This is a genomic window from Pseudomonas sp. NFPP12 (assembly GCF_900103205.1).
In the GTDB taxonomy this organism is placed as follows: Bacteria; Pseudomonadota; Gammaproteobacteria; order Pseudomonadales; family Pseudomonadaceae; genus Aquipseudomonas; species Aquipseudomonas protegens.
Window position 1 is genome coordinate 238413 of the sequence record NZ_FMWW01000004.1, and the last position, 24086, is coordinate 262498.

2 protein-coding genes (1 of these 2 only partly in view) are annotated in these 24086 nt (G+C 70.1%); both read right to left on the bottom strand.

The window, feature by feature from the left end; all coding sequences use genetic code 11:
- A complete protein-coding gene (ofaC, locus tag BLS75_RS18265; RefSeq protein ID WP_072451503.1) occupies positions 1–14706 on the bottom strand; it encodes an orfamide A non-ribosomal peptide synthetase OfaC in 14706 nt (4901 codons plus the stop codon).
- Positions 14703–24086, bottom strand: the 3' portion of a protein-coding gene (gene ofaB, locus BLS75_RS18270) for an orfamide A non-ribosomal peptide synthetase OfaB (protein WP_072451504.1). Its footprint extends 3720 nt past the window's final position; the window shows 9384 of its 13104 coding nt (coding positions 3721–13104); its start codon lies off the right edge, out of view; its stop codon occupies positions 14703–14705. Before ofaB ends, ofaC begins: the two co-directional genes overlap by 4 nt.

Consider the following 24086-nt stretch of genomic DNA (forward strand, 5'->3'; position numbering starts at 1 on the left):
CTATGACATGACCTCCCCCTGGGGCAGCGCCAGGCCGTCATGCCACCAGGCCGCCAGGTGGTAGACGTTGGGCGCCTTGAGCAGGCTGAAGTGGTTGCCCGGGCCGTACCACACCTGCAGGTGCGCAGCCTGCCGGCGCCAGCCCTGGACCATCCCCTGCTGCTCCCGGCGGTTGCCGGCGGCGTCCAGGCTCGGGTCATCCGCCAGCACCAGGCGCACCTTGCCCTGGTACGGGCGCAGAGGCTGGTAGCGGGTGCGCAGGGCGCTGGCGAAGGTTCGCGCCGGGCCGTGCATGGCCCGCGGGTCGGCGCGCGGGGACAACAGCCCGACCCGTACCATGCCGGCATGCAGCAGGTGCATCTGCATGCCGTCGTCCTCGGCGGCGAAGCGCTCGGGGTCGATGCCCATGTCCTGGCCTGCTGCCAGTTGCATGGATTCGATCAAGCGCCACAGCGCCGCGGTGGTGGTATAGGGCCGCCCTAGCGCGCCATTGCCTCCGGGAGCCTCACTGTCGATCAGGGTCAGCGACACCACTTCGCGACCGGCGGCCTGCAGGGCCCCTGCCATCTCGAATGCCACCCAGCCGCCGAAGGAATGGCCGATCAGGTGCAGCGGCCCGTCGGGGTACTCGGCGGTGATCGCCTCCAGGTAATGCCGGGCCGCCACTTCGACCTGGCCATGGGGCACCCCGCAGCCGTCCAGGCCCCGGGCCTGCAGGCCGAGGATCGGCCATTCGGCCCCCAGGGCCTCGCTCAGGCCGATAAAGCCGGTGATGCTGTCGCCGGCCCCGGGCACGCAGAAGATCGGCGTGTGCCCGGGGCGCCCGCTCTGGATCCGCAGCAAGGGCTGGTGCGGCACAGCGCTCACCGCGCCCTTGGCCCTGACCGCCGCCAGGGCCTGGCCCAGGGCGTGCCCCAGGGCCTGGATATGCGGCGCCTTCATCATGCTCAGGTGGTCCCCGGGTACGCTGGTGCAGTGCAGTTCGCCCGCCGGCAGGATCTCGCCCCAGCCCAGGGTCGGGCTGCGCCGGGACAGCTCGGTGGGCCGTTCGGCGGCGCAGAACAGATGCACCGGCATGCCCAGGGGATGGACCCGGTAATGGGCCAGGGCATGGCCGTGGGCGACCTCGCGGTCCAGGTAATGGCCGAGCGCTTGCGGCGGCGCCGTAGCCAGTTGCTCGAACAGCAGCCCCCGGTCGCGGCAGCGTTGCAGCAGGTCGGCAAAGTCCAGTGGCTCCAGCAGCGCCTCCAGTTGTTCCAGGTGCGCCAGGGGCTGCACCCCGGCCGCGCCCTGGGCGCTCCAGTAGGCGCGGCACTGCAATAGCAGGTGGCACTTGTGCGCGTGCTCGCCAGACCAGCGAGCCTTGCCCTGGTCGGTCAGGCGCGGCACGTAGCTGTCGATCAGGCCGAGGAACTCCACCTCCTGGTCCAGGCCCAGCAACTGCTGGGCGATCTCATAGGCCAGGACCCCACCGAAGGACCAGCCGGCCAGGCGATACGGCCCCTGCGGCTGGGCCTTGCGCATCACGTCAAGCAAGCGTGTGGCCAGGCATTCCAGGGTGCGCAACTGCGGCTCGCCGACCGCCACGCCGGGCAGGCCGTAGATCGGGAAATCGCCGTCCAGGTGCTGGCCCAGGGCCGGGAAATACACGTCCAGCCCGGTGAACTCATGGACCAGGAACAGCGCCGGGCCACTGCCGCCGGTGCGCACCGGGATCAGCTCGGTGGAGCGCGGCGCGGCCGTGCGCTCGCTCAACAGGCGCGCCATGGCCGCCACCGTGGCGTGCTGGAACAGCTCCGCCAGGGTCACGTCGAACGCCGCCTGTTGCAGGCGGTTGAGCAACTGGATGGCCGAGAGCGAATGCCCGCCCTGTTCGAAGAAGTGGTCGTGGCGCCCTACTTGCTCGAGCTTCAGCACCGCCGCCCAATGCCCGGCCAGGGCCTGCTCCAGCGCGCCCTGGGGCGCGGCATAGGCCTGGGCGAGCTGGGCCGCGCTGCCGGGCGCCGGCAGCGCACGGCGGTCCAGCTTGCCGTTGCGGGTCAGGGGCAAGGCCTGCAAGTGCACATAGGCCAGGGGCACCATGTAGTCCGGCAACTGCTGTTGCAGGTGGCTGCGCAGTTGCTCCGCGTCCGGCGCCGGGGTGTGCTCGTGCAGGGTGTAGTAGGCCACCAGGCGCTTGTCCCCGGGGCTGTCTTCACGCACCACGACCACGCCGTCCCGCAGGCCGGGGAAGCGGGCCAACTGCGCCTGGATTTCCCCGGGTTCGATGCGCAGGCCGCGGATCTTCACTTGCTCGTCATTGCGCCCGATGCATTCCAGAAGACCATTTTCCAGCCAGCGGCCCAGGTCGCCGGTGCGGTACATCAGGGCCGGCGCAGCGGTGCCCTGGGTTTGCTGGTGAAACGGGTCGATGAGGAACTTCTGCGCCGACAGGTCCGGACGGTTGAGGTAGCCCAGGGCCACGCCATCACCCCCGATGTACAGCTCCCCCACCACCCCCACCGGCAGCGGCTGGCCCAGGGCATCGAGCACGTACACCCGGGTGTTGGACAGCGGCCGGCCAATGGGCACGCTGTCGGCATCCGCCGCCAGCTCACCGGGCTCATGGGTCACGGCAAAGGTGGTGGTCTCGGTGGGCCCGTAGCCGTTGACCAGGCGCAAGTGCGGCAGCTCGGCCTGGATCCGCCGGAAGGCCGTGGCATCCGCCCGTTCGCCGCCACAGAGCAGCATGCGCAGCCCCTTGAAGGCCTGGGGAATCAGTTGCACGTACTGGTTGAACAGGCTGGTGGTGAGGAACAGCAGGCTGACCCCGGTGCGTTCCAGCAGCGAGCCGAAGGCGTGCGGGTCCAGCAATGTCGCGTGGTCCACCACCACGACCCGGCCACCGTTGAGCAGCGGCCCCCAGACCTCCAGGGTGCTGGCGTCGAAGGCCGGGTTGGAGGCGAAGGCCACCCGGTCCTCGGGGTTGAAATCGGCATAGCCGTTGTTGATCACCAGCCGGGTGATGGCCCGGTGCGGCACCCGCACGCCCTTGGGCGCTCCAGTGGAACCGGAGGTGTACATGACGTAGGCCACCGCCTCGGACGACAGCGCCAGGTTCGGGTTGTGCCCGGCCAGCCGGTCGAAGCGCAGGCGGTCCAGGTCGACCCGTTGCACCGCGGCTTCCAGCACCCGCTCGCTGTGGCTGAGCAGCACCGGCGCCCCGCTGTCGGCCAGCATGAACCCCAGGCGCTCGGCCGGGGCGTTGACGTCCAGCGGTACATAGGCGGCGCCGCACTTGCTCACCGCCAGTTGGCTCACCAGCAGGTCCAGGGAGCGCGGCAGCAGCAGCGCCACGTGATCCCCGGGCTGCACCCCCAGTTGCAGCAGATGCTGGGCCAGTTGGTTGGCCCGGGTGTTGAGCTGGATATAGCTGAGCTGTTCGGCGCCCTGCACCGCTGCCACCTGCTGCGGCCGGGCCAGCACCTGCTCCTCGAAACACTGGTGCAGGACCTGCTCGCGCGGGTAGTCGCGCACCGTGTCGTTGAAGCCCTCCAGTACCTGTCGGCGCTCGGCCTGCGGCAGCACCGGCACCTGGCCGATAGCCTGTTCCGGTTGCTGCTCCAGGGCCAGCAGCAGCTGTTCCAGGGTGCCGTGCAGGTAGTCGCAAATGCGCCGGGCATCGATCCCGGCGGCCACGGCGGTGAGCATGAAGCCGTCCCCCAGGTCGTCGATGCTCAGGGTCAGCGGGTAGTTGCTGCGCTCCTGGGCATTGAGCAACTGCATGCCCTCCCAGGCACTGCCGGCCTGCCCCGCCTGGTTTGCCGCCGGGGCACTGTGGCGGTAGTTGAGCAGGCTGCTGAACAACGGTGTACCCGGCTCCACCCCACTGCAACGCTGGACCAGGGCCAGCGGCGCCTGTTCGTGGCCAAGCAGCTGCGCCAGCCGCTCATGGGTGGCCAGCAGGGCGTCGCGCACCGGCAACTCGCCCAGATCGACCCGCAGCGGCAAGGTGTTGATGAACACTCCCAGGGCCCGTTCGGCGCCCTCGCCGCCCTGCATCCGCCCCAGCAGCACGGTGCCGAACACCACCTGCTGCTGCCCCGCCAGGCTGCCCAGCACCCGGCCCCAGGCCAGGTGCATCAGGCTTGCGGCACTGACCCCCAGTTGCCGCGCCTGCAAGCGCAGGCGCCGGCTCAGCAGGCGGTCCAGGGGCTGGCGCGCTTCGCTGAGTTCGGCGCTGCCTCCCGGTACTTCCTGCAGGCCCAGCGGCAGGGTCGGCTGGTCGATATCGCCGAGCATCTGGCGGAAGAACGCCTCATGCTCGGCCTCGCCGATGCCCAGGCGCGCCTGGGCCACGTAGTTGCGGTACGGCACCGCTTCCCCCAGGCGCTGCTGCTGGCCCAGGAGGAAGGCTTGCAGTTCGTGCTGCAGCACCTCCAGGGCCACGTGGTCCATCACCAGGTGATGGAACAGCAGCAGGGCCACCACTCGCTGGTTCACCGGGTCGGCGGCATGCACCAGGCGCAGCAGCGGCGCCTGGGCGATGTCCAGGCGGTAGCGACGGCTGTCGAAGCGCGCCTGCAACTGGCCCAGCACCTCGCCGTCGCCAGGCTCCAGGGCGATCTCTTCGCAGCACAGCGGCGCCTGGCGCCAGACCACTTGCAGCGGCTGCTCCAGGCCTTCCCAGAGCACCGCGCTGCGCAGGATGTCATTGCGTTCGATCACCCCCTGCAAGGCCTGGGCGAAGGCCTGCAGGCGCTCGGTGCTGGCAAAGGCGAACTGCGCCTGCAACACGTAGGGGTCACCCGCTCCAGCCGCCAGATGGTGGAACAGGATGCCGGCCTGCAACGGCGCCAGCGGGTAGATGTCCTGCACATTGGCGGTACCGCCGGGCACCGTGGCCACCACCCGGTCGATGGCGGCCTGGTCCAGTGCCAGCAGCGGCAGCAGGTCCGGGGTGATGCGCGGGCAGTCGCGGTAGATCAGGTTGGCCGGTACCTGCACCTCGCGACCGCGGCCCACGGCAGCGGCCAGGGCCGCCAGGGTCGGCTGGCCGAACAGCACCCGCACATCCGCCGAGAGCCCGGCCCGGCGCATGCGGCCGATCAGGCTCACCGCCAGCAGCGAATGGCCGCCCAGCTCGAAGAAGTGGTCGTGGCGCCCCACCCGCTCGACCTTGAGCAGTTCGGCCCAGAGTTGCGCCAGGAGGATCTCGGTGTCGCCCACCGGGGCCTCGTATTCGCGCACCTGGGCCGCCTCCAGCCCCGGGGCCGGCAGGGCCTTGCGTTCCAGCTTGCCATTGGGGCTCAGGGGCAGCGCCGCCAGGTGCACGAACAGCGCCGGCACCATGAACTCCGGCAGGTGTTCCAGCAGCGCCCGGCGCAGTTGTTCCACCGCCAGGGCCGGCTGCCCGGCAACGGTGGTGTAGTAGGCCACCAGGCGCTGGTCGCCCGGCGCATCTTCCCGGGCCAGCACCACCGCTTCCTTGACCCCTTCGAGCTGGGTCAGGCGCGCCTGGATTTCCCCCAGCTCGATGCGCAGGCCGCGGATCTTCACCTGGTCGTCGTTGCGCCCCAGGTACTCGATAGTGCCGTCGGCCAGATAGCGGGCCAGGTCGCCGGTGCGGTACAGGCGCGCGCCCGGTTCCTGGCTGAACGGGTCCTTGAGGAAGCGTTCGGCGCTCAGTTGTTCGCGGTTCAGGTAACCCCGGGCCACCTGCACCCCACCGATGTACAGCTCGCCCACCACGCCCCGGGGCACCGGCTGCATCTGCCCGTCCAGCAGGTAGATGCGGGTATTGGCGATGGGCTTGCCGATGGGGGTGTTGTCCGGGGTCTGTGCCAGCGGGCCGGCGCAATCCCAGGCGGTGACGTCCACCGCCGCTTCCGTGGGGCCGTAGAGGTTGAGCAGCGCCACCTGCGGCAACTGCTGCTTGAAGCGCCGCACCAGGCTGCCCGGCAGCGCCTCGCCGCTGCACATCACCTGGCGCAGGCCGGCGCATTCGCGGGTGTCGCCATAGGCCAGGAATACATCGAGCATCGAGGGCACGAAGTGCAAGGTGCTGATGCGTTCATCACGGATCACCTGGCGCAGGTAGGCCGGGTCCTTGTGCCCATCGGGGCGCGCCATCACCAGCCGTGCGCCGGTGAACAACGGCCAGAAGAACTCCCAGACCGAGACGTCGAAACTGAACGGGGTCTTCTGCAATACCGCGTCCTCGGCAGTGAGACGGTACTGCTCCTGCATCCACAGCAGGCGGTTGACCACGGCCCGGTGCTCGTTCATCGCGCCCTTGGGCCGGCCGGTGGAACCGGAGGTGTAGATCACATAGGCCAGGTGGCTCGGGGTCAGGCCGTTGAGCCGCGGGTTGACCCGGGGCTGGCGGTGCCATTGCGGCTGGTCGAGATCCACCAGGGGCAGCGCCAGGTTGCCCAGCAGCGGCCGAGTCGCGCTATCGGCCAGCAGCGCCTGGGGCGCGCTGTCGTCGAGCATGAAGGCAATGCGTTCGGCGGGGTAGCCCGGGTCGATGGGCACGTAGGCGCCGCCGGCCTTGAGGATGCCCAGCAGGCCCACCACCATGGGCAGCCCGCGCTCGACGCAGATCGCCACCCGGCTGTCGGGGCCGACGCCCAGGTGCAGCAGGTGCCCGGCCAGCTGGTTGGCCTGCTGGTTGAGCTCGCGGTAGCTCAGCTGCTGCTCGCCGGCCTGCACGGCGATGGCCTCGGGGCTGCGCAGCACCTGGGTCTCGAACAGCCCGTGCAGGGTCTGTTCCAGGGGGTAGTCGCGGGCGGTGGCATTGAAGCCGTGCAGCAGCTGTTCGCGCTCGGCGGCATCCAGCAGCGGCACCTGTGCCAGCAGCATCTGTTCATCGGCCACCATGGCCTGCAGCACCCGCTGCAGGTAGCCGGCATACCGCAGCATGGTGGTTTCATCGAACAGCGCCGTGGCGTATTCCAGGCTGCCTTCGATGCGGTCCTGCACCTCCCCCAGGCTCAGGGACAGGTCGAACTTGGCGAAGTGGCTGGCCTCGTGGATGCCCTCCAGTTGCAGGTCCCCCAGCTCCAGCTGCGGGCCGTCGCCGTTCTGCCAGGTGAACAGGGTCTGGAACAGCGGGCTGTGGGACAGGCTGCGCAACGGCCGCAGGATCTCCACCACCTGCTCGAACGGCAGGTGCTGATGAGCCTGGGCCTCCAGGGTGCGGGCGCGGACCTGGGCCAGCAGCGCCTGGACCCGGGGCGCCGCCTCCAGGTCCAGGCGCAGGGCCAGGGTGTTGACGAACAGCCCGATCAACCCTTCCACCTCGGCGCGCATGCGGTTGGCCACCGGGGTGCCGATCACCACCTCGGCCTGCCCCGAGAGCCGCCCCAGCAGCAGCGCCCAGGCGCCCATCAGGGTCATGTACAAGGTGGTGCCATGGCGCTGGCTCAGGGCTCGCAGGCCGGCGGTCAATTGCGCATCCAGGCGCACCTCGACGCTGCTGCCGGCGTAGTCCTGCTGGGCCGGCCGTGGCCGGTCGGTGGGCAGCATGAGCAACGGCGGCGCCCCCTCCAGGGCCTGGCGCCAGTACTGCGCCTGCTGCTCCAGCACCGCGCCACTGAGCCAGTGCCGCTGCCAGTGGGCAAAGTCGCTGTACTGCACCGCCAGCGGCGCCAGGGGGTCGGGCAGGCCACGACTGAAGGCCTGGTACAGCGCCACCAGTTCCCGGGTCAGCACGCCCATGGACCAGCCGTCGCTGACGATATGGTGCAGGGTCAGCAACAGCACATGGTGGTCGTCCGCCAGGCTGACCAGGCGCCCGCGGATCAGCGGCCCGCGTTGCAGGTCGAACGGCGCCGAGGCCTCGCCCTGCACCAGGGCCTGCAAGGCGTCGCTGGCCTGGGGGTGGCCCCGCAGGTTTTCCAGCAGCAGCTCCAGCCCGGATTCGGCCGGGGCGATCAGCACCTGGGCTTCGTCACCGTACTGGGCAAAGCGGCTGCGCAGGGTTTCATGGCGCGCGACGATGCGCTCCAGGGCCTGCTGCAGGGCCGCGCCGTCCAGTGGCCCGCGCAGGCGCAGGCCGATGGGAATGTTGTAGGCGGTGTTGGCCCCTTCCATCTGCGCCAGGAACCACAGGCGCTGCTGGGCGAAGGACAGCGCCAGCGGCTGGTTGCGCGGCGCCGGCAGCAGGTCCGGCAGGCTGCTGCGCTCGGCCCGGGCCAGGGCCGCGGCCACGGCGCACAGTTCGGCATTGGCGAACAGCTCGCCCAGGGCCAGCTCCACCCCCAGGCGCTGCCGCACCTGGGACAGCATGCGCATGGCCAGCAGCGAATGGCCGCCCAGTTCGAAGAAGTGATCGTGGCGCCCTACCCGCTCGACCTGCAGCAGCTCGCTCCAGATCTGCGCCAGGGCGATCTCGCTGTCGCCCTCGGGGGCCACATAGTCCCGGCTCAGCAGCGCCTCCAGCGGCGGTTGCGGCAACGCCCGGCGGTCGAGCTTGCCGTTGGCGGTCAGGGGCAAGGCAGCGAGGTGCACATAGGCCGCCGGCACCATGTACTCCGGCAGTTGCTCCAGCAGGCGCCTGCGCAGCTCGGCCGGGCTCGGCTCGGCGCCGGGGATTGCACTGAAATAGGCCACCAGCCGGGTCTGCCCCGGCTGGTCTTCCCGGGCCAGCAGCACCGCCTCGCGGATGCCCGGAAGGCGGTTGAGGCAGGTCTCGATCTCCCCCAGCTCGATGCGTACGCCACGCACCTTCACCTGGTCGTCGTTGCGCCCCAGGTAGTCGATGCGCCCGTCCGCCCGCCAGCGCGCCAGGTCGCCGCTGCGGTACATGCGTGCGCCCGGCACGGTGCTGAAGGGGTCTTCAAGAAAGCGTTCGGCCGTCAGCTCCGGGCGGTTGAGGTAGCCCCGGGCCACCCCGGCGCCGCCCACATACAGCTCACCGGCGACGCCGATGGGCACCGGCCGCTGCTGCGGGTCCAGCAGGTAGATCCGTGCATTGGCGATGGGCCGGCCGATGTCCAGGGGCCCGCCGGCCAGCAGCCGCCCGGAGCTGGCCACCACCGTGGTTTCGGTGGGGCCGTAGTTGTTGACCACGGCAAAGCTCGGCTCCTGGCTGAACTGGCGCAGGCGGTCGCCGCCGATCAGCAGGGTGCGCAAGGTCGGGTGGCCCTGGCCCTGGCTGAAGGCGTATTCGGCCACCGGGGTCGGCAGAAAGCTCAGGTCCAGGGGCTGGGCCTGCCACCAGTGCAGCAGTTGGTCGAGGTCCTGGTGGCCGATACCGGCCGGCGGCAGGTGCAGGGTGGCGCCGCCGCAGAGCGTCGGCCAGAGCTCCCAGGCCATGGCGTCGAAGCCGAAACCGGCGACGCTGGAGGCATGTCGCCCCGGCCCCAGGTCGAAAGCCTGGCAATGCCAGTCCAGCAGGTTTTCCAGGCTGGCATGCTCCACCATCACGCCCTTGGGCAGGCCGGTGGAACCGGAGGTGTAGATCACATAGGCCAGGTGCGCGCAGCTCATGCCCGGCACCTGCAGGTTGCCCTCGGGGCGGGCCTGCCACTCGGGCTGGTCGAGGTCCACCCGGGCCATGGCCGGTTGGCCCACCAGGGCCCGGGTGCTGCCCTGCACCAGCAGCGCCAGCGGCGCGCTGTCCTGCAGCAGGTAAGCGATGCGTTCCGCGGGGTGACCCGGGTCGATGGGCACATAGGCGCCACCGGCCTTGAGAATCCCCAGCAGGCCGATCACCATCCCCGGCCCGCGCTCGACGCAGATCGCCACCCGCTGATCCGGGCCCACCCCCAGCTCCCGCAAGTGCCAGGCCAGTTGGTTGGCCCGGGCATTCAACTGGCCATAGCTCAGGCGCTGCGCTCCCACCTGCAGGGCCGTGGCCTCGGGCTGCCGAGCGGCAAAGGCCTCGAAGCGCTGGGCCAGGGTCCGGCCCCGTGGGTAGTCCACGGCGCTGGCGTTGAAATCCTCCAGCAGTTGCCGGCGCTCGGTCTCATCCAGCCACTGCACCTGGGCCAGGCATTGCTGATCGTCGGCCACCATGGCCCGCAGCACCTGCACCAGGTAGGCGGCATAGCGCTGCACCGTGGCCTCATCGAACAGCGCGGTGGCGTAGTCCAGGGTTCCGCGGATCTGCCCCTGGCTTTCTCCCAGGCTCAGGGTCAGGTCGAACTTGGCCACCGCGCTGGCCCCGGCCACACCTTCGAGTTTCAGGTCCCCCAGTTGCAGGTCCTGGGCGAAGTTGTCGACCCAGGTCAGCACCACCTGGAACAGCGGGCTGTAGGACAGGCTGCGCTGGGGCCGGACGATTTCCACCACCTGCTCGAACGGCAGGTCCTGGTGCGCCTGGGCCTCCAGGCTGCGGGCCCGGACCTGGGCCAGCAGCCCGCTCACGCTCTGCCCCGGGTCCAGGTCCAGGCGCAGGGCCAGGGTGTTGACGAAGAGCCCGATCAGCCCTTCCACCTCGGCGCGCATGCGGTTGGCCACCGGGCTGCCGATCAGCAGATCGTCCTGCCCCGAAAGGCGGCTCAGCAGCAGCCCCCAGCCGGCCAGCAGGGTCATGTAGAGGGTGCAGCCATGGCGCTGGCTCAGGGCCTTGAGCTGGTCGCTCAGGGCCCGGTCCAGCAGCAGCTCGATGCTGCCACCGCTGAAATCCTGCTGCTGCGGCCGCGGCCGGTCGGTGGGCAGCATCAGCAGGCTGGGCGCGCCGGCCAGGGCCTGGCGCCAGTAGTCGCTCTGCTGCTGCAGCACCTCGCCGCTGAGCCAGCGCCGTTGCCACAGGGCAAAGTCGCTGTACTGCACCGCCAGCGGCGCCAAGGGATCGGGCCGGCCCTGGCTGAAGGCCTCGTACAGGGCCACCAGCTCCCGGGTCAGCACGCCCATGGACCAACCATCGGCAACGATGTGGTGCAGGGTCAGGAGCAGCACATGGTGATCGTCCGCCAGGGCCAGCAGGCGCGCGCGGATCACCGGCCCCTGCTCCAGGTCGAAGGCCTGGGCGGCTTCGGCACGCACCCGCCCGGCCAGGGTCAGCGGCGCCTGGCGCAGGTCTTCCTCGTGCAGTTCCAGAGCGCTGTCCAGGGGCCCGATCAGCACCTGGGGCTGATCCTCGACGCGCACGAAACGGCTGCGCAAGGTGGCGTGGCGGCTGACGATGGCCTGCAGCGCCTGGCGCAGCGCCGAGCGATCGAGCTGCCCGCGCAGGCCCAGGCCGATGGGAATGTTGTAGGCGCTGGCGGCACCGTCCATCTGCGCCAGGAACCACAGGCGCTGCTGGGCGAAGGACAGCGGCAGGTCGTGATCCTGCACCGCCGGGAAGATCTCCGGCAGATGGCTGCGCCCGGCGCGCTCCAGCACCGCGGCCACCGCGCTCAGCTCGGCATTGGCGAACAGCTCGCCCAGGGCCAGTTCCACCCCCAGGCGCTGGCGTACCTGGGACACCATGCGCATGGCCAGCAGCGAATGGCCGCCCAGCTCGAAAAAGTGATCCTGGCGCCCGACCCGCGGCAGGTGCAGCACCTCCTGCCAGATCGCGGCCAGGGTGGTTTCGGTAGCGCCTTGCGGGGCCTGGTATTCACGGCCAAACAGCGCCGCCTGATCCGGCGCCGGCAGGGCCTTGCGGTCGAGCTTGCCATTAGCGGTCAGGGGCAAGGCGTCGAGCCGTACATAAGCCACCGGCACCATGTAGTCAGGCAACTGCGCCAGCAGGTGGGCGCGCAACTGCGCCACGTCCAGGGCGACGTCCTGCTGCTGGGTGAAATAGGCCACCAGCCGCGGGTTGCCCGGCTGGTCCTCGCGGGCCAGCAGCACCGCTTCCTGGATACCGGGGAACTGGCAGAGGCGGGTCTCGATTTCCCCCAGCTCGATGCGCACGCCGCGGATCTTCACCTGATCGTCGTTGCGCCCCAGGTAGTCGATGCGCCCGTCCGCCAGCCAGCGCGCCAGGTCGCCGCTGCGGTACATGCGCGCCCCAGGCTGGTCGCTGAAGGGATCGTCGAGAAAGCGTTCGGCGGTCAATTGCGGGCGGTTGAGGTAACCCCGGGCCACCCCGGCGCCGCCCACATACAGCTCACCGGCGACGCCGATGGGCACCGGGCGCTGCTGGGAATCCAGCAGGTAAATGCGCGCGTTGGCCACCGGCCGGCCGATGTCCAACTCGCCACCAGCGTGGATCGGCCCGGAACTGGCCACCACCGTGGCTTCGGTGGGGCCGTAGTTGTTGATCAGGGCAAAGCCCTGGTCGTGGCTGAACTGGCGCAGGCGGTCGCCGCCGATCAGCAGGGTGCGCAGACTCGGGTGGCCCTGCTCCTGGCTGAAGGCGTACTCGGCCACCGGGGTCGGCAGGAAGCTCACGTCCAGGGGCTGGGCACGCCACCAGGCGAGCAAGGCATCCAGGTCCTCGCTGCCGTCCTGGGCCGGTGCCAGGTGCAGGGTCGCGCCCACACACAGCGCCGGCCAGACCTCCCAGGCCATGGCATCGAAACCGAAGCCGGCCAGGCACGAGGCCTGGCTGCCGGGACGCAGGTCGAAGGCCTGGCAGTGCCAGTCCACCAGGTTGCCCAGGGTCCGGTGCTCCACCATCACCCCCTTGGGCAGGCCGGTGGAGCCGGAGGTGTAGATCACATAGGCCAGGTTGGCCGCGCTCAGCCCCGGCACCTGGGCATTGTCCGCCGTCTGATCGAGCCACAACCGCTGGTTGAGTTCGATCACCGGCACCGCCAGGGCCGGCAGGCGCCCCAGCAGCTCGGCCTGGGTCAGCACCGCCCGCGGGCCGCTGTCCTGAAGCAGGTAGTTCAGACGCTCGGCCGGGTGGGCCGGGTCGATGGGCACATAGCAGGCCCCGGCCTTGAGAATCGCCAATAGGCCCACCACCGTTTCCAGGCTGCGCCGGGCAACGATGGCCACCCGGTCATCGGGCTGCACCCCCAGCCCGCGCAGTTGCCGGGCCAGGACATTGGCCTGTCGGTTGAGCTCGGCATAGCTCAGCGAGCGGCCCTGGTAGCAGGCCGCCAGGGCGTCTGGGGTGCGCTGCGCCTGGGCCTCGATGCGGCCATGGATAGCCTGCCCCGGGGGGTAGTCCACCGCGCTGCGGTTGAAGCCTTCCAGCACTTGCTCGCGCTCCGCCACCGGCAGGATCGGCAACTGCTCCAGGGCCAGTTGCGGCGTCTGCTCCAGGGCCTGGGCCAGGTTCTCCAGGGTGCACAGCAGGTAGCCGAGGATGCGCCGCGGGTCGACCTGGGTGCTGGCCAGCAGGGTCAGGCTGAAATCCTGCCCGAGGTCGTCGACGCTCAGGGTCAGGGGGTAGTTGGTGCGCTCCTCTGAGCTCAGGGTGCTGATCCCGGCCCAGGCGGCCTGGGCCGCGGCACTGGCCCCGGCAGCACTGTGCCGGTAGTTGAGCAAGGCGCTGAACAGCGGGGTCGGTGCGCTCACGCCGCTGCAACGCTGGGCCAGGGCCAGGGCCGCGTGTTCGTGGCGCAGCAAGGTGGTGAGCCGGGCATGGGTGGCCTTGAGGGCCTCGCCCAGGCCCTGGCTGTCCACATCCAGGCGAAACGGCAAGGTGTTGATGAAGATCCCCAGGGCCCGCTCGGTGGCTTCGGCGCCTTGCAGGCGGCCCATCAGCACAGTGCCGAACACCACCTTGTGCTTGCCCGCCAGGGTGCCCAGCACCCGGCCCCAGGCCAGGTGGAACAGGCTGGCCGCGCTGACCCCGGCCAGCCGGGCCCGGGTCCGCAGGCGCTGGCTCAACTCGATTGGCAGGGCCTGGGTGCATTCCTCGATGGCCCGGCCATCGCCCTGCACATCCTGCAGGCCGTAAGGCAGGGTCGGCTCGTCGATATCGCCGAGCATCTGGCGGAAGAACGCTTCGTGCTCCTGCTCGCTGATGCCCAGCCGCGCCTGGGCCACGTAGTTGCGAAACGGCATGGCCGGCCCCAGGCGCTCGGCCTGCCCGGTGAGGAAGGCCTGCATCTCGTGGCGCACCACATCCAGGGCGCTGTGGTCCAGGGCCATGTGGTGGAACAGCAGCATGGCGACGATGCGCTGCCCGGCTTCATCCCGGGCATGCACCAGGCGCAGCAGCGGCGCCTGGCTGACGTCCAGGCGATAGTGGCGGGCGTCGAAACGCGCATGCAACTGGGCCAGAACCTCACCGGCCGCAGGGTCGGTCTCGACCTCTTGCAGCTCCAGCCCGGCCTCGCGCCAGACCACCTGCATCGGCTGCTCCAGGCCATCCCAGAGCACCGCGGTGCGCAGGATGTCGTGCCGCGCAATGACCCCGCGCAGGGCTGCGGCAAAGGCTTCCAGGCGTTCCTCGCTGGCGAAGGCGAACTGCGCCTGCATCACATAGGGGTCGCCCTGCTGCGCACTGACGTGGTGGTAGAGAATGCCTTCCTGCAGGGGCGCCAGGGGGTAGATGTCCTGCACGTTGGCGACCCCGCCCGGGACGCTGGCGACAATGCGCTCGATGGCCTCCTGGTCGAGGTTGGCCAGGGGCAGCATCGCCGGGGTGATGCGGCTGATGCCCGGGGTGATGCCATTGGCCGGCACCTGCACCTGCCCGGCCTTGCTCGGCGAATACTGGCCGGCGCGGATCAGCTCGATCAGCTCCGGCTTGTGCTCGCGCAAGCGGGCCAGCAGCTGCGGCTCGCTCAGAGCCTGCTTGTTGCCCTGGACCACCAGCTGGTCGTCCTTGAGCACCAGTTGCACATCCTTTTCCTTCAGTGTCGCCAACAGTTCGATCACGCTCACAGGACGATCTCCATTCGTTCGGTCATGGCCGCGTAGGCCGCCAGGGTCGGCTGTTCGAACAACGCCCGGACATCGGCTTCCATGCCTAGCTCACGCATGCGGCTGATCAGGCTGACCGCCAGCAGTGAGTGCCCACCCAGTTCAAAGAAATGATCGTGACGCCCCACCCGCTCGACATTGAGCAGTTCGGCCCACAGCCGCGCCAGGGCGATTTCGGTGTCGCCCACCGGGGCCTCGTACTCGCGCACCTGGGCCGCCTCCAGCCCCGGGGCCGGCAGTTCCTTGCGCGCCAGCTTGCCGTTGGCGCTCAGGGGCAGCGCCGCCAGGTGCACGAACAGCGCCGGCACCATGAACTCCGGCAGGTGTTCCAGCAGCGCCCGGCGCAGTTGTTCCACCGCCAGGGCCGGCTGCCCGGCAACGGTGGTGTAGTAGGCCACCAGGCGCTGGTCGCCGGGCACATCCTCGCGGGCCAGTACCACCGCCTCCTTGACCTCCTCCAGCTGGGTCAGGCGCGCCTGGATCTCCCCCAGTTCGATGCGCAGGCCGCGGATCTTCACCTGGTCGTCGTTGCGCCCCAGGTACTCGATAGTGCCGTCGGCCTGATAGCGCCCGAGGTCGCCGGTGCGGTACAGGCGCGCCCCCGGTTCCTGGCTGAACGGGTCCTTGAGGAAACGTTCGGCGCTCAACTGCTCGCGGTTCAGGTAACCCCGGGCCACCTGCACCCCGCCGATGTACAGCTCGCCCACCACCCCCAGGGGCACCGGCTGCATCTGCGCGTCCAGCAGGTAGATGCAGGTATTGGCGATGGGCTTGCCGATGGGCGTGTGGTCCGGGGTATCGGCCAGCGGGCCGCTGCAATCCCAGGCAGTGACGTCCACCGCGGCCTCCGTGGGGCCGTAGAGGTTGTGCAATGCCACCTGTGGCAGTTGCTGCTTGAAGCGCCGCACCAGGCTGCCCGGCAGTGCCTCGCCGCTGCACATCACCTGGCGCAGGCCCAGGTCCTCGGCGCCCTCGCCCTGGGCCAGGAACACATCGAGCATCGAGGGCACGAAGTGCAAGGTGCTGATGCCCTGCTCGCGGATCACCTGGCGCAGGTAGGCCGGGTCCTTGTGCCCGTCGGGGCGCGCCATCACCAGGCGCGCGCCGGTGAACAGCGGCCAGAAGAACTCCCAGACCGAGACGTCGAAACTGAACGGGGTCTTCTGCAACACCGCGTCCTCGGTGCCAAGGCGGTACTGCGCCTGCATCCACAACAGGCGGTTGACCACGGCCCGGTGCTCGTTCATCGCGCCCTTGGGCTGGCCGGTGGAACCGGAGGTGTAGATCACATAGGCCAGGTGCCCCGGGGTCAGCCCCTCTACTTGCGGGTTGCCCGGCGCCGGCCCGCTCCAGGCCAGCTGGTCGAGGTCCACCAGGGGCCGCGCCAGTTCGCCGAGCAAAGCCCGGGTCGCGCCCTGGGCCAGCACCGCCAGGGGCGCGCTGTCGTCGAGCATGTAGGCGATGCGTTCGGCGGGGTAGCCCGGGTCGATGGGCACATAGGCGCCGCCGGCCTTGAGGATCGCCAGCAGGCCGACCACCATTTCCAGCCCGCGCTCGACACAGATCGCCACTCGGCTGTCGGGGCCGACGCCCAGTTGCAGCAGGTGCCCGGCCAGCTGGTTGGCGCGCCGGTTGAGTTCGCCGTAGCTCAGCTGCTGCTCGCCGGCCTGCACCGCAGTGGCCTCGGGGCTGCGCCGTACCTGAGCCTCGAACAGCCCGTGCAGGGTCTGCTCCAGGGGGTAATCCACGGCCGTGGCGTTGAACCCTTGCAGCAGGTGCTGACGCTCCTGCGGCGGCAGGATCGGCACCTCGCGCAGGGGCCGCTGCGGCGCCGTCTCCAGGTTCTCCACCAGGGCCAGCAGGGCCTGCTGCATGTAGCCGCAGATACGCTCGGCACCGATCCGCGCCAGGGTCATGGCGGTGAGACGGAACCCCTGGCCCAGGTCGTCGACGTTGAGGCTCAGGGGGTAGTTGGTGCGCTCCTCGCTGTGCAGGGTCTCGATGCCCTGCCAGGCCTGTTGCACGGCCTGGTTCGGCACCCCGTCGCTGCCGTGGCGGTAGTTGAGCATGGCACTGAACAGCGGCAGCGGCGCGGCCACCCCGCTGCAACGCTGGGCCAGGGCCAGGGAGGCGTGTTCATGACCCAGCAGGGCACTGAGCCGGGCGTGGGTGTCCTTGACCGCGGCACGGCTGCCACGCGCATCCAGGTCGACCCGCAGCGGCAAGGTGTTGATGAACATGCCCAGGGCCCGGTCGGCGCCCTGCCCGGCGCTCAGGCGCCCCAGCAGCACGGTGCCGAACACCACCCGGTCCTGGCCCGAGGTGACGCTCAGGACCCGGGCCCAGGCCAGGTGGAACAGGCTCGCCGCACTCACCCCCAGCAACCGGGCCTGGGTCCGCAGGCGCGCACTCAGTGACGGCTCCAGGGCCTGCTGGCGCTCTTCGATGGCATCGCCATCGCCCTGCACGTCCTGCAGGCCGAACGGCAGGGTCGGCTCATCGATATCGCCGAGCATCTCGCGAAAGAATGCCTCGTGCTCTTCACGGCTCACACCCAGGCGCGCCTGGGCCACGTAGTTGCGATAGGGAATCGCCGTGCCCGCGGGCGACTGCCCCAGCAGGCAGGCCTGGATTTCCTCGCGCACCACCTCCAGGGCGGTGTGGTCCAGGGCCATGTGATGGAACAGCAGGATGGCGACGATGCGCTGGCGGGCCGGGTCCTGGGCATACACCAGGCGCATCAGCGGCGCCCGGGTCAGGTCCAGGCGCAGGTGCCGGGCGTCGAAGCGCGCCTGCAGTTGCTCCAGGACCTCGCCCTGGGCGGGGTTCGCTTGCACCTCTTGCACCTGCACACCTGCCTGGCGCCAGACCACTTGCAGCGGCTGCTTCAGGCCTTCCCAGAGCACCGCGGTGCGCAGGATGTCGTGGCGCTCGACCACCCGCTGCAGGGCTGCGGCGAAATCATCCAGGCGTTGCCGGCTGGCGAAGGCCAGCTGCGATTGCAGCAGGTAGGGGTCGCCCTGCCGGGCACTCAGGTGGTGATAGAGGATGCCCTCCTGCAACGGCGCCAGGGGGTAGATGTCCTGCACGTTGGCCACGCCGCCGGGCACGCTGGCCACCACTCGGTCGATGGCTTCCTGCTCCAGTTCCACCAGCGGCAGCAGGTCCGGGGTGATGCGCGGGCAATCCGCGGTGATCCGGTTGGCCGGGACCGCGACCTCGCGGCCACTGCCCACCGCAGCCGCCAGCGCAGCCAGGGTCGGCTGGCCGAACAGCACCCGCACGTCGGCGTCCAGGCCGATCTGGCGCATGCGTTCGATCAGGTTCACCGCCAGCAGCGAATGCCCGCCCAGTTCGAAGAAGTGATCATGGCGCCCCACCGCCTCCACCTGCAGCACCTCGCTCCAGATCCGCGCCAGGGCCTGTTCCACCTCGCCTTCGGGGGCCACGAATTCCCGGTTCAGCCAGGCCTCTTCCCCCGGCGGTGGCAGGGCCTTGCGGTCGAGCTTGCCGTTGGCGGTCAGGGGCATGGCCGGCAGGCGCACATAGGCCACCGGCAGCATGTAGTCCGGCAGCCGGCCTTGCAGGTGGTCGCGCAGGTCTTCGGCGGCGGCTTGCACACCCTCGGTACGGGAAGTGAAATAGGCCAGCAGGCGCCCCTCGCGGACCAGCACCAGGGCTTCCTTGAGGGCCGGATGGGTGAGCAGCGCCGCCTCGATTTCCCCAGGTTCGATGCGCATGCCGCGCACCTTCACCTGGTCGTCGTTGCGCCCCAGGTAGTCGAGGTTGCCGTCGGCGCGCCAGCGGGCCAGGTCACCGGTGCGGTACATGCGTGCCTCGGGCTCGGCGCTGAAGGGGTCGTTGAGAAAGCGTTCAGCGGTCATTTGCGGGCGGTTGAGGTAACCCCGGGCCACCCCGGCGCCGGCCACATACAGCTCGCCACTGACCCCCTGGGGCACCGGGCGCTGCAGTTCGTCCAGCAGGTAGAGCCGCGCATTGGCCACGGGCCGGCCGATATGCAGGGCGCTACCGGCCTCGATCCGCCCGGAGCTGGCCACCACCGTGGCTTCGGTGGGGCCGTAGTTGTTGATCACTGCAAAACCCGGGTCGGCGGCGAACTGGCGCAGGCGGTCGCCACCGATCAGCAAGGTGTCCAGTGTGGGGTGGCCGAGCCCCTGGCTGAAGGCGTATTCGGCCACCGGGGTCGGCAGGAAGCTGACATCCAGGGGCTGGGCGCGCCACCAGTGCAGCAGCGCTTCGATATCCTGGCTGCCCACTTCGGCGGGCGGCAGGTGCAGGGTCGCGCCGCTGCACAGGGTCGGCCAGACCTCCCAGGCCATGGCGTCGAAGCCCAGGCCGGCGACGCTGGAGCTGTGCCGCCCCGGGCCCAGGTCGAAACTCGCGCAGTGCCAGTGCACCAGGTTTTCCAGGCTCTGGTGCTCCACCATCACGCCCTTGGGCAGGCCAGTGGAACCGGAGGTGTAGATCACATAGGCCAGGTGCGCCGGGGTCAGGTGCGACAGCAGCGGGTTGCCCTGCTCGGCCTCCTGCCAGGCAACCCCATCGAGATCGATCGACACCACCGCAAGGCTGCCCGGCAGCTCGCGGGTGGCGCTTTGCACCAGCACCGCCAGCGGCGCGCTGTCCTGCAGCAGATAGGCGATGCGTTCGGCCGGCAGTCTCGGGTCGATGGGCACATAGGCCGCCCCGGCCTTGAGGACCGCCAGCATGCCCCGCAGCAAGTGCGGCCCGCGTTGCAGGCACAGGGCCACGCGATCGTCTGGGTGCACGCCCAACTCCAGCAGTTGCCGGGCCAACTGATTGGCCTGCTGGTTGAGCTGGCGGTAGCTCAGGCGCAACGGCCCCTGCACCAGCGCCACGGCGTCGGGAGCCTGTGCCGCTCGCGCCTCGAACAGCCCGTGCAGGGTCTGCCCGCGGGGGTAGTCGGCGGTGCTGGCATTGCAGCCCTCCAGCAGTTGCTCGCGCTCTTGTGGCGGCAGCACCGAGCACTGTTCGAGGGCCGCCTGCGGGTTGTGTTCCAGGGCCTGGGCCAGTTGCTCCAGGGCACTTTGCATATAAGCGCCGACACGCTGCGCACCGATTCCGGCCTGGGCCAGCAGCGCCAGGCTGAAGCCTTCGCCCAGGTCATCGACGCTGAGGCTCAGCGGGTAGTTGCTGCGCTCCTCGCCCCCCAGCAGTTCGACGCCCTGCCAGATATCCAGGCCGTCCGGCGCCGCCGTGTTCGGCACGCTGTGACGGTAGTTGAGCAAGGTGTTGAACAGCGGCGCGCCGGCCGCCACCGCGCTGCAGCGCTGGGCCAGGGCCAGGGAGGCGTGCTCATGGCCGAGCAAGGCGCTGAGCCGGGCGTGGGTGGCCTTGACCGCGGCACGCACGCTGCCCTGCACATCGACCCGCAGCGGCAGGGTATTGATGAACACCCCCAGGGCGCGGTCGGCGCCCGCGCCGCCCTGCATGCGGCCCATCAGCACGGTGCCGAACACCACCTGGCGACGGTTGGCCAACTGCCCCAGCACCAGGCCCCAGGCCAGGTGCATCAGGGCCGCGGCGCTCACCCCCAGGTGCCGCGCCTGTTGCCGCAGGCGCTGGCTCAGGGCCTCGGGCAGCACCAGCTCGGCCTCTTCGATACCCAGGCCGTCACCCTGTACATCCTCTACGCCGAAGGCCAGGGTCGGCTCGTCGATGTCCCCGAGCATGTCGCGAAAGAACGCCTCGTGTTCCGCCTGCCCGGCACCCAGGCGTGCCTGGGCCACATAGTTGCGGTACGGCACCGGTGTGCCCAGGTGCTGCGCGCGGTCGAACAGCAGGTCGCGCATTTCCTCGCCGATCACCTCCATGGCGGTGTGATCCAGGGCCAGGTGGTGGAACAGCAGGATCGCCGGCACCCGCTGCTGCCCGGGCTCTCGCGCATAGACCAGGCGGATCAGCGGCGCCTGGGCCAGGTCCAGGCGCCAGTGACGGGCGTCGAAGCGCTGCTGCAACTGCGCCAGCAGGTCACCCTCGGCCGGGTCCAGGTGCTGTTCCTCGACCCGGAGCTCGGCATGGCGCCAGACCACTTGCAGCGGTTGCGGCAGGCCTTCCCAGAGCACCGCGGTGCGCAGGATGTCATGGCGCGTGATGACCTGCTGCAGGGCCCCGGCGAAACGCTGCAGGCGCTCCAGGCTGTCGAAGGCCAGGCGCGATTGCAGCAGGTAGGGGTCGCCCTGCCCGGCGCTCAGGTGGTGATAGAGAATGCCCTCCTGCAACGGCGCCAGGGGGTAGATGTCCTGCACATTGGCCACACCGCCCGGCACGCTGGCCAGCACCCGGTCGATGGCCTCCTGGTCCAGTTCCACCAGGGGCAGCAGGTCCGGGGTGATGCGCGGGCAATCAGCGCTGATGAGGTTGGCCGGCACCTGCACTTCCCGGCCGCTGCCCACGGCATCGGCCAGGGCGGCCAGGGTCGGCTGGCTGAACAGCACCCGCACATCGGCGCTCAGGCCGATCTGGCGCATGCGCTCGATCAGGCTCACCGCCAGCAGCGAGTGCCCGCCCAGTTCGAAGAAGTGGTCGTGGCGCCCCACCTGCTCCACCTTGAGCAGCTCGCTCCAGATCCGCGCCAGGGCGATTTCCACCTCGCCCCGGGGGGCGACGAATTCACGGCTGAGCAGGGCCGACGGGGCCGGCGCCGGCAGCGCCTTGCGGTCCAGCTTGCCGTTGTTGGTCAGGGGCAAGGCCTGCAACTGCACGTAGGCCAGGGGCACCATATAGTCCGGCAGTTGCTGCTGCAGGGCCGCGCGCAGGGCTTCGGCCGGCAGCGGCGCGGCGTCCGCCTGCAGGGTGTAGTAGGCCACCAGGCGCTTGTCCCCGGGCTCGTCTTCCCGGGCCAGGACCACGGCCTCCTTGACCCCGGCGCAGGCAGTGAGGCGCGCCTCGATTTCCCCCAGTTCGATGCGCAGGCCACGGATCTTCACCTGATCGTCGTTGCGCCCCAGGCATTCGAGCAGGCCGTTGCCCAGCCAGCGGCCAATGTCCCCGGTGCGGTACAGCAAGGCCCCGGGCTGTTCGCTGAAAGGGTCGCGGATAAATTTCTCGGCATTGAGTTCGGGGCGGTTGAGATAACCCAGGGCCACTCCGTCGCCGCCGATCACGATCTCCCCCGGGGCACCGATGGGCAGCGGCCGCTGTTGGGCGTCCAGGACATACACCCGGGTGTTGCCGATCGGCCGGCCGATGGGCACGTGCTCGGCGTCATCGGCCAGGGCAGTGACTTCATGGGTGGTGGCGTAGGTGGTGGTTTCGGTGGGGCCGTAGCAGTGCACCAGGCGCAGCCGCGGCGCCAGCGCCAGCAGGCGGCGAAAGGCCGCCGGGTCGGCACGCTCGCCGCCGCAGAGGAGAATCCGCAGGCCCTTGAGGGCCTCGGGAATCAGTTGCACGTACTGGTTGAACAGCGCCGTGGTGACAAACAGCACCGTGGCCCCGGCCGTGCTCAGGGCCTGGCCGAAACGCGCAGGCTCCAACAGGGTGTAGTGATCGATCACCAGCACCCGGCCGCCATTGAGCAAGGCGCCCCAGACATCCATGGTGCTGGCGTCGAAGGCCGGGTTGGAGGCGAAGGCCACCCGGTCCTCGGGGTTGAAATCGGCATAGCCGTTGTTGAGCACCAGGCGGCTGATGGCCCGGTGCGGCACCCGCACGCCCTTGGGCACGCCGGTGGAGCCGGAGGTGTACATGATGTAGGCCACGGTCTCGGACGACTGCGCCAGGTCCGGGTTGTGCCCGGGCAATGGCGCCAGTTGCAGGCGGTCCAGGTCGACCCTTCTGGCCGGGCACGCAAGCACCTGGTCGCTGCGGCTGAGCAGCAGCACGCTGGCGCTGTCTTCCACCATGAAGGCCTGGCGCTGGGCCGGGGCGTTGATATCCAGGGGCACATAGGCCGCGGCGCATTTGCAGACGGCCAGTTGGCTCACCAGCAGGTCCAGGGACCGGGGCAACAGGATCGCCACCCGGTCGCCGGGCTGCAACCCGAGCTCCAGCAGGTGCCGGGCCAACTGGTTGGCCCGGGTATTGAGCTCGCCGTAGCTGAGCTGCGCCTGGCCTTCGACCGCCGCCACCCGCTGCGGGTGGGCCTGGGCCTGGGCCTCGAACAGCCGGTGCACGGTGTGCTGGCGCGGGTAGTCGCGGGTGCTGGCATTGAACTCCAGCAATACCTGGCGGCGCTCGGCCGCCGGCAGTACCGGGATGTCCTCCAGGGCCAGGGCCGGGGTCTGCTCCAAGGCCTGGGCGAGGTGTTCCAGCACGCACTGCAGGTAGCCACAGACCCGATCGCCGTCCACCTGCGCCACGGCCTGCACGGTCAGGCGCAGGCCCTGGGCGTCATCGTCGATATTCAGCGCCAGGGGATAATTGCTTCGCTCCCGGGACTCGAGCACGCGGATCCCCTCCCAGCTCGCCGGCCCCTGCTGCGCGGTGTCGGCAGCGCTGTGGCGGTAGTTGAGCAGGCTGTTGAACAGGGGCAGCGATGCCGGCACGCCGCTGCAGCGCTGGGCCAGGGCCAGGGAGGCGTGCTCGTGGCCCAGCAATCGGGCCAGCCGGGCATGGGTGGCGCGCAAGGCCTCGGCCACGCCCTGTTCCCCGACACTGACCCGCAACGGCAAGGTGTTGATGAACATGCCCAGGGCCCGGTCGGCACCGGCGCCGCCCTGCATCCTTCCCAGCAGCACGGTGCCGAACACCACGTCATCGCGGCCCGCCAGTTGCCCCAGCACCCGGCCCCAGGCCAGGTGCAGCAGGCTGGCCAGGCTCACTCCCAGGTGCCGCGCCTGCTCCCGCAGGCGCCGGCACAGCGCCGGGTCTAGGCGCAGTTGACGCTCCCGGATGCCGCTGCCGTCGCGCTGCACGTCCTGCAGGCCGAAGGCCAGGGTCGGCTCGTCGATGTCCGCCAGCATCTCGCGAAAGAACGCCTGGTGCTGCTCCTCGCCATGGCCCAGGCGCGCCTGGGCCACATAGTTGCGGTACGGTGCCGGCGCCGGCAACTGCGCGGCAGCGCCCTGCAGCACCGCGCTGATCTCCTCCACCAACACCTCCAGGGAGCTGTGGTCCAGGGCCAGGTGGTGGAACAACAGCAGGCCCAGCCAGCGCTGCTGCCCCGGGTCCGCGGCGCAGGCCAGTTGCAGCAGCGGCGCCCGGCTCAGGTCCAGGCGGTAGCGACGGGGGTCGAAACGCGCCTGCAGCTGCTCCAGCACCGGGCCCTGGGCCGGGTCCGCCTCGACCACCTGAATGTCCAGGGGCGCCTGGCGCCAGACCACCTGCACCGGCTGTTCCAGGCCTTCCCAGGCCATGCT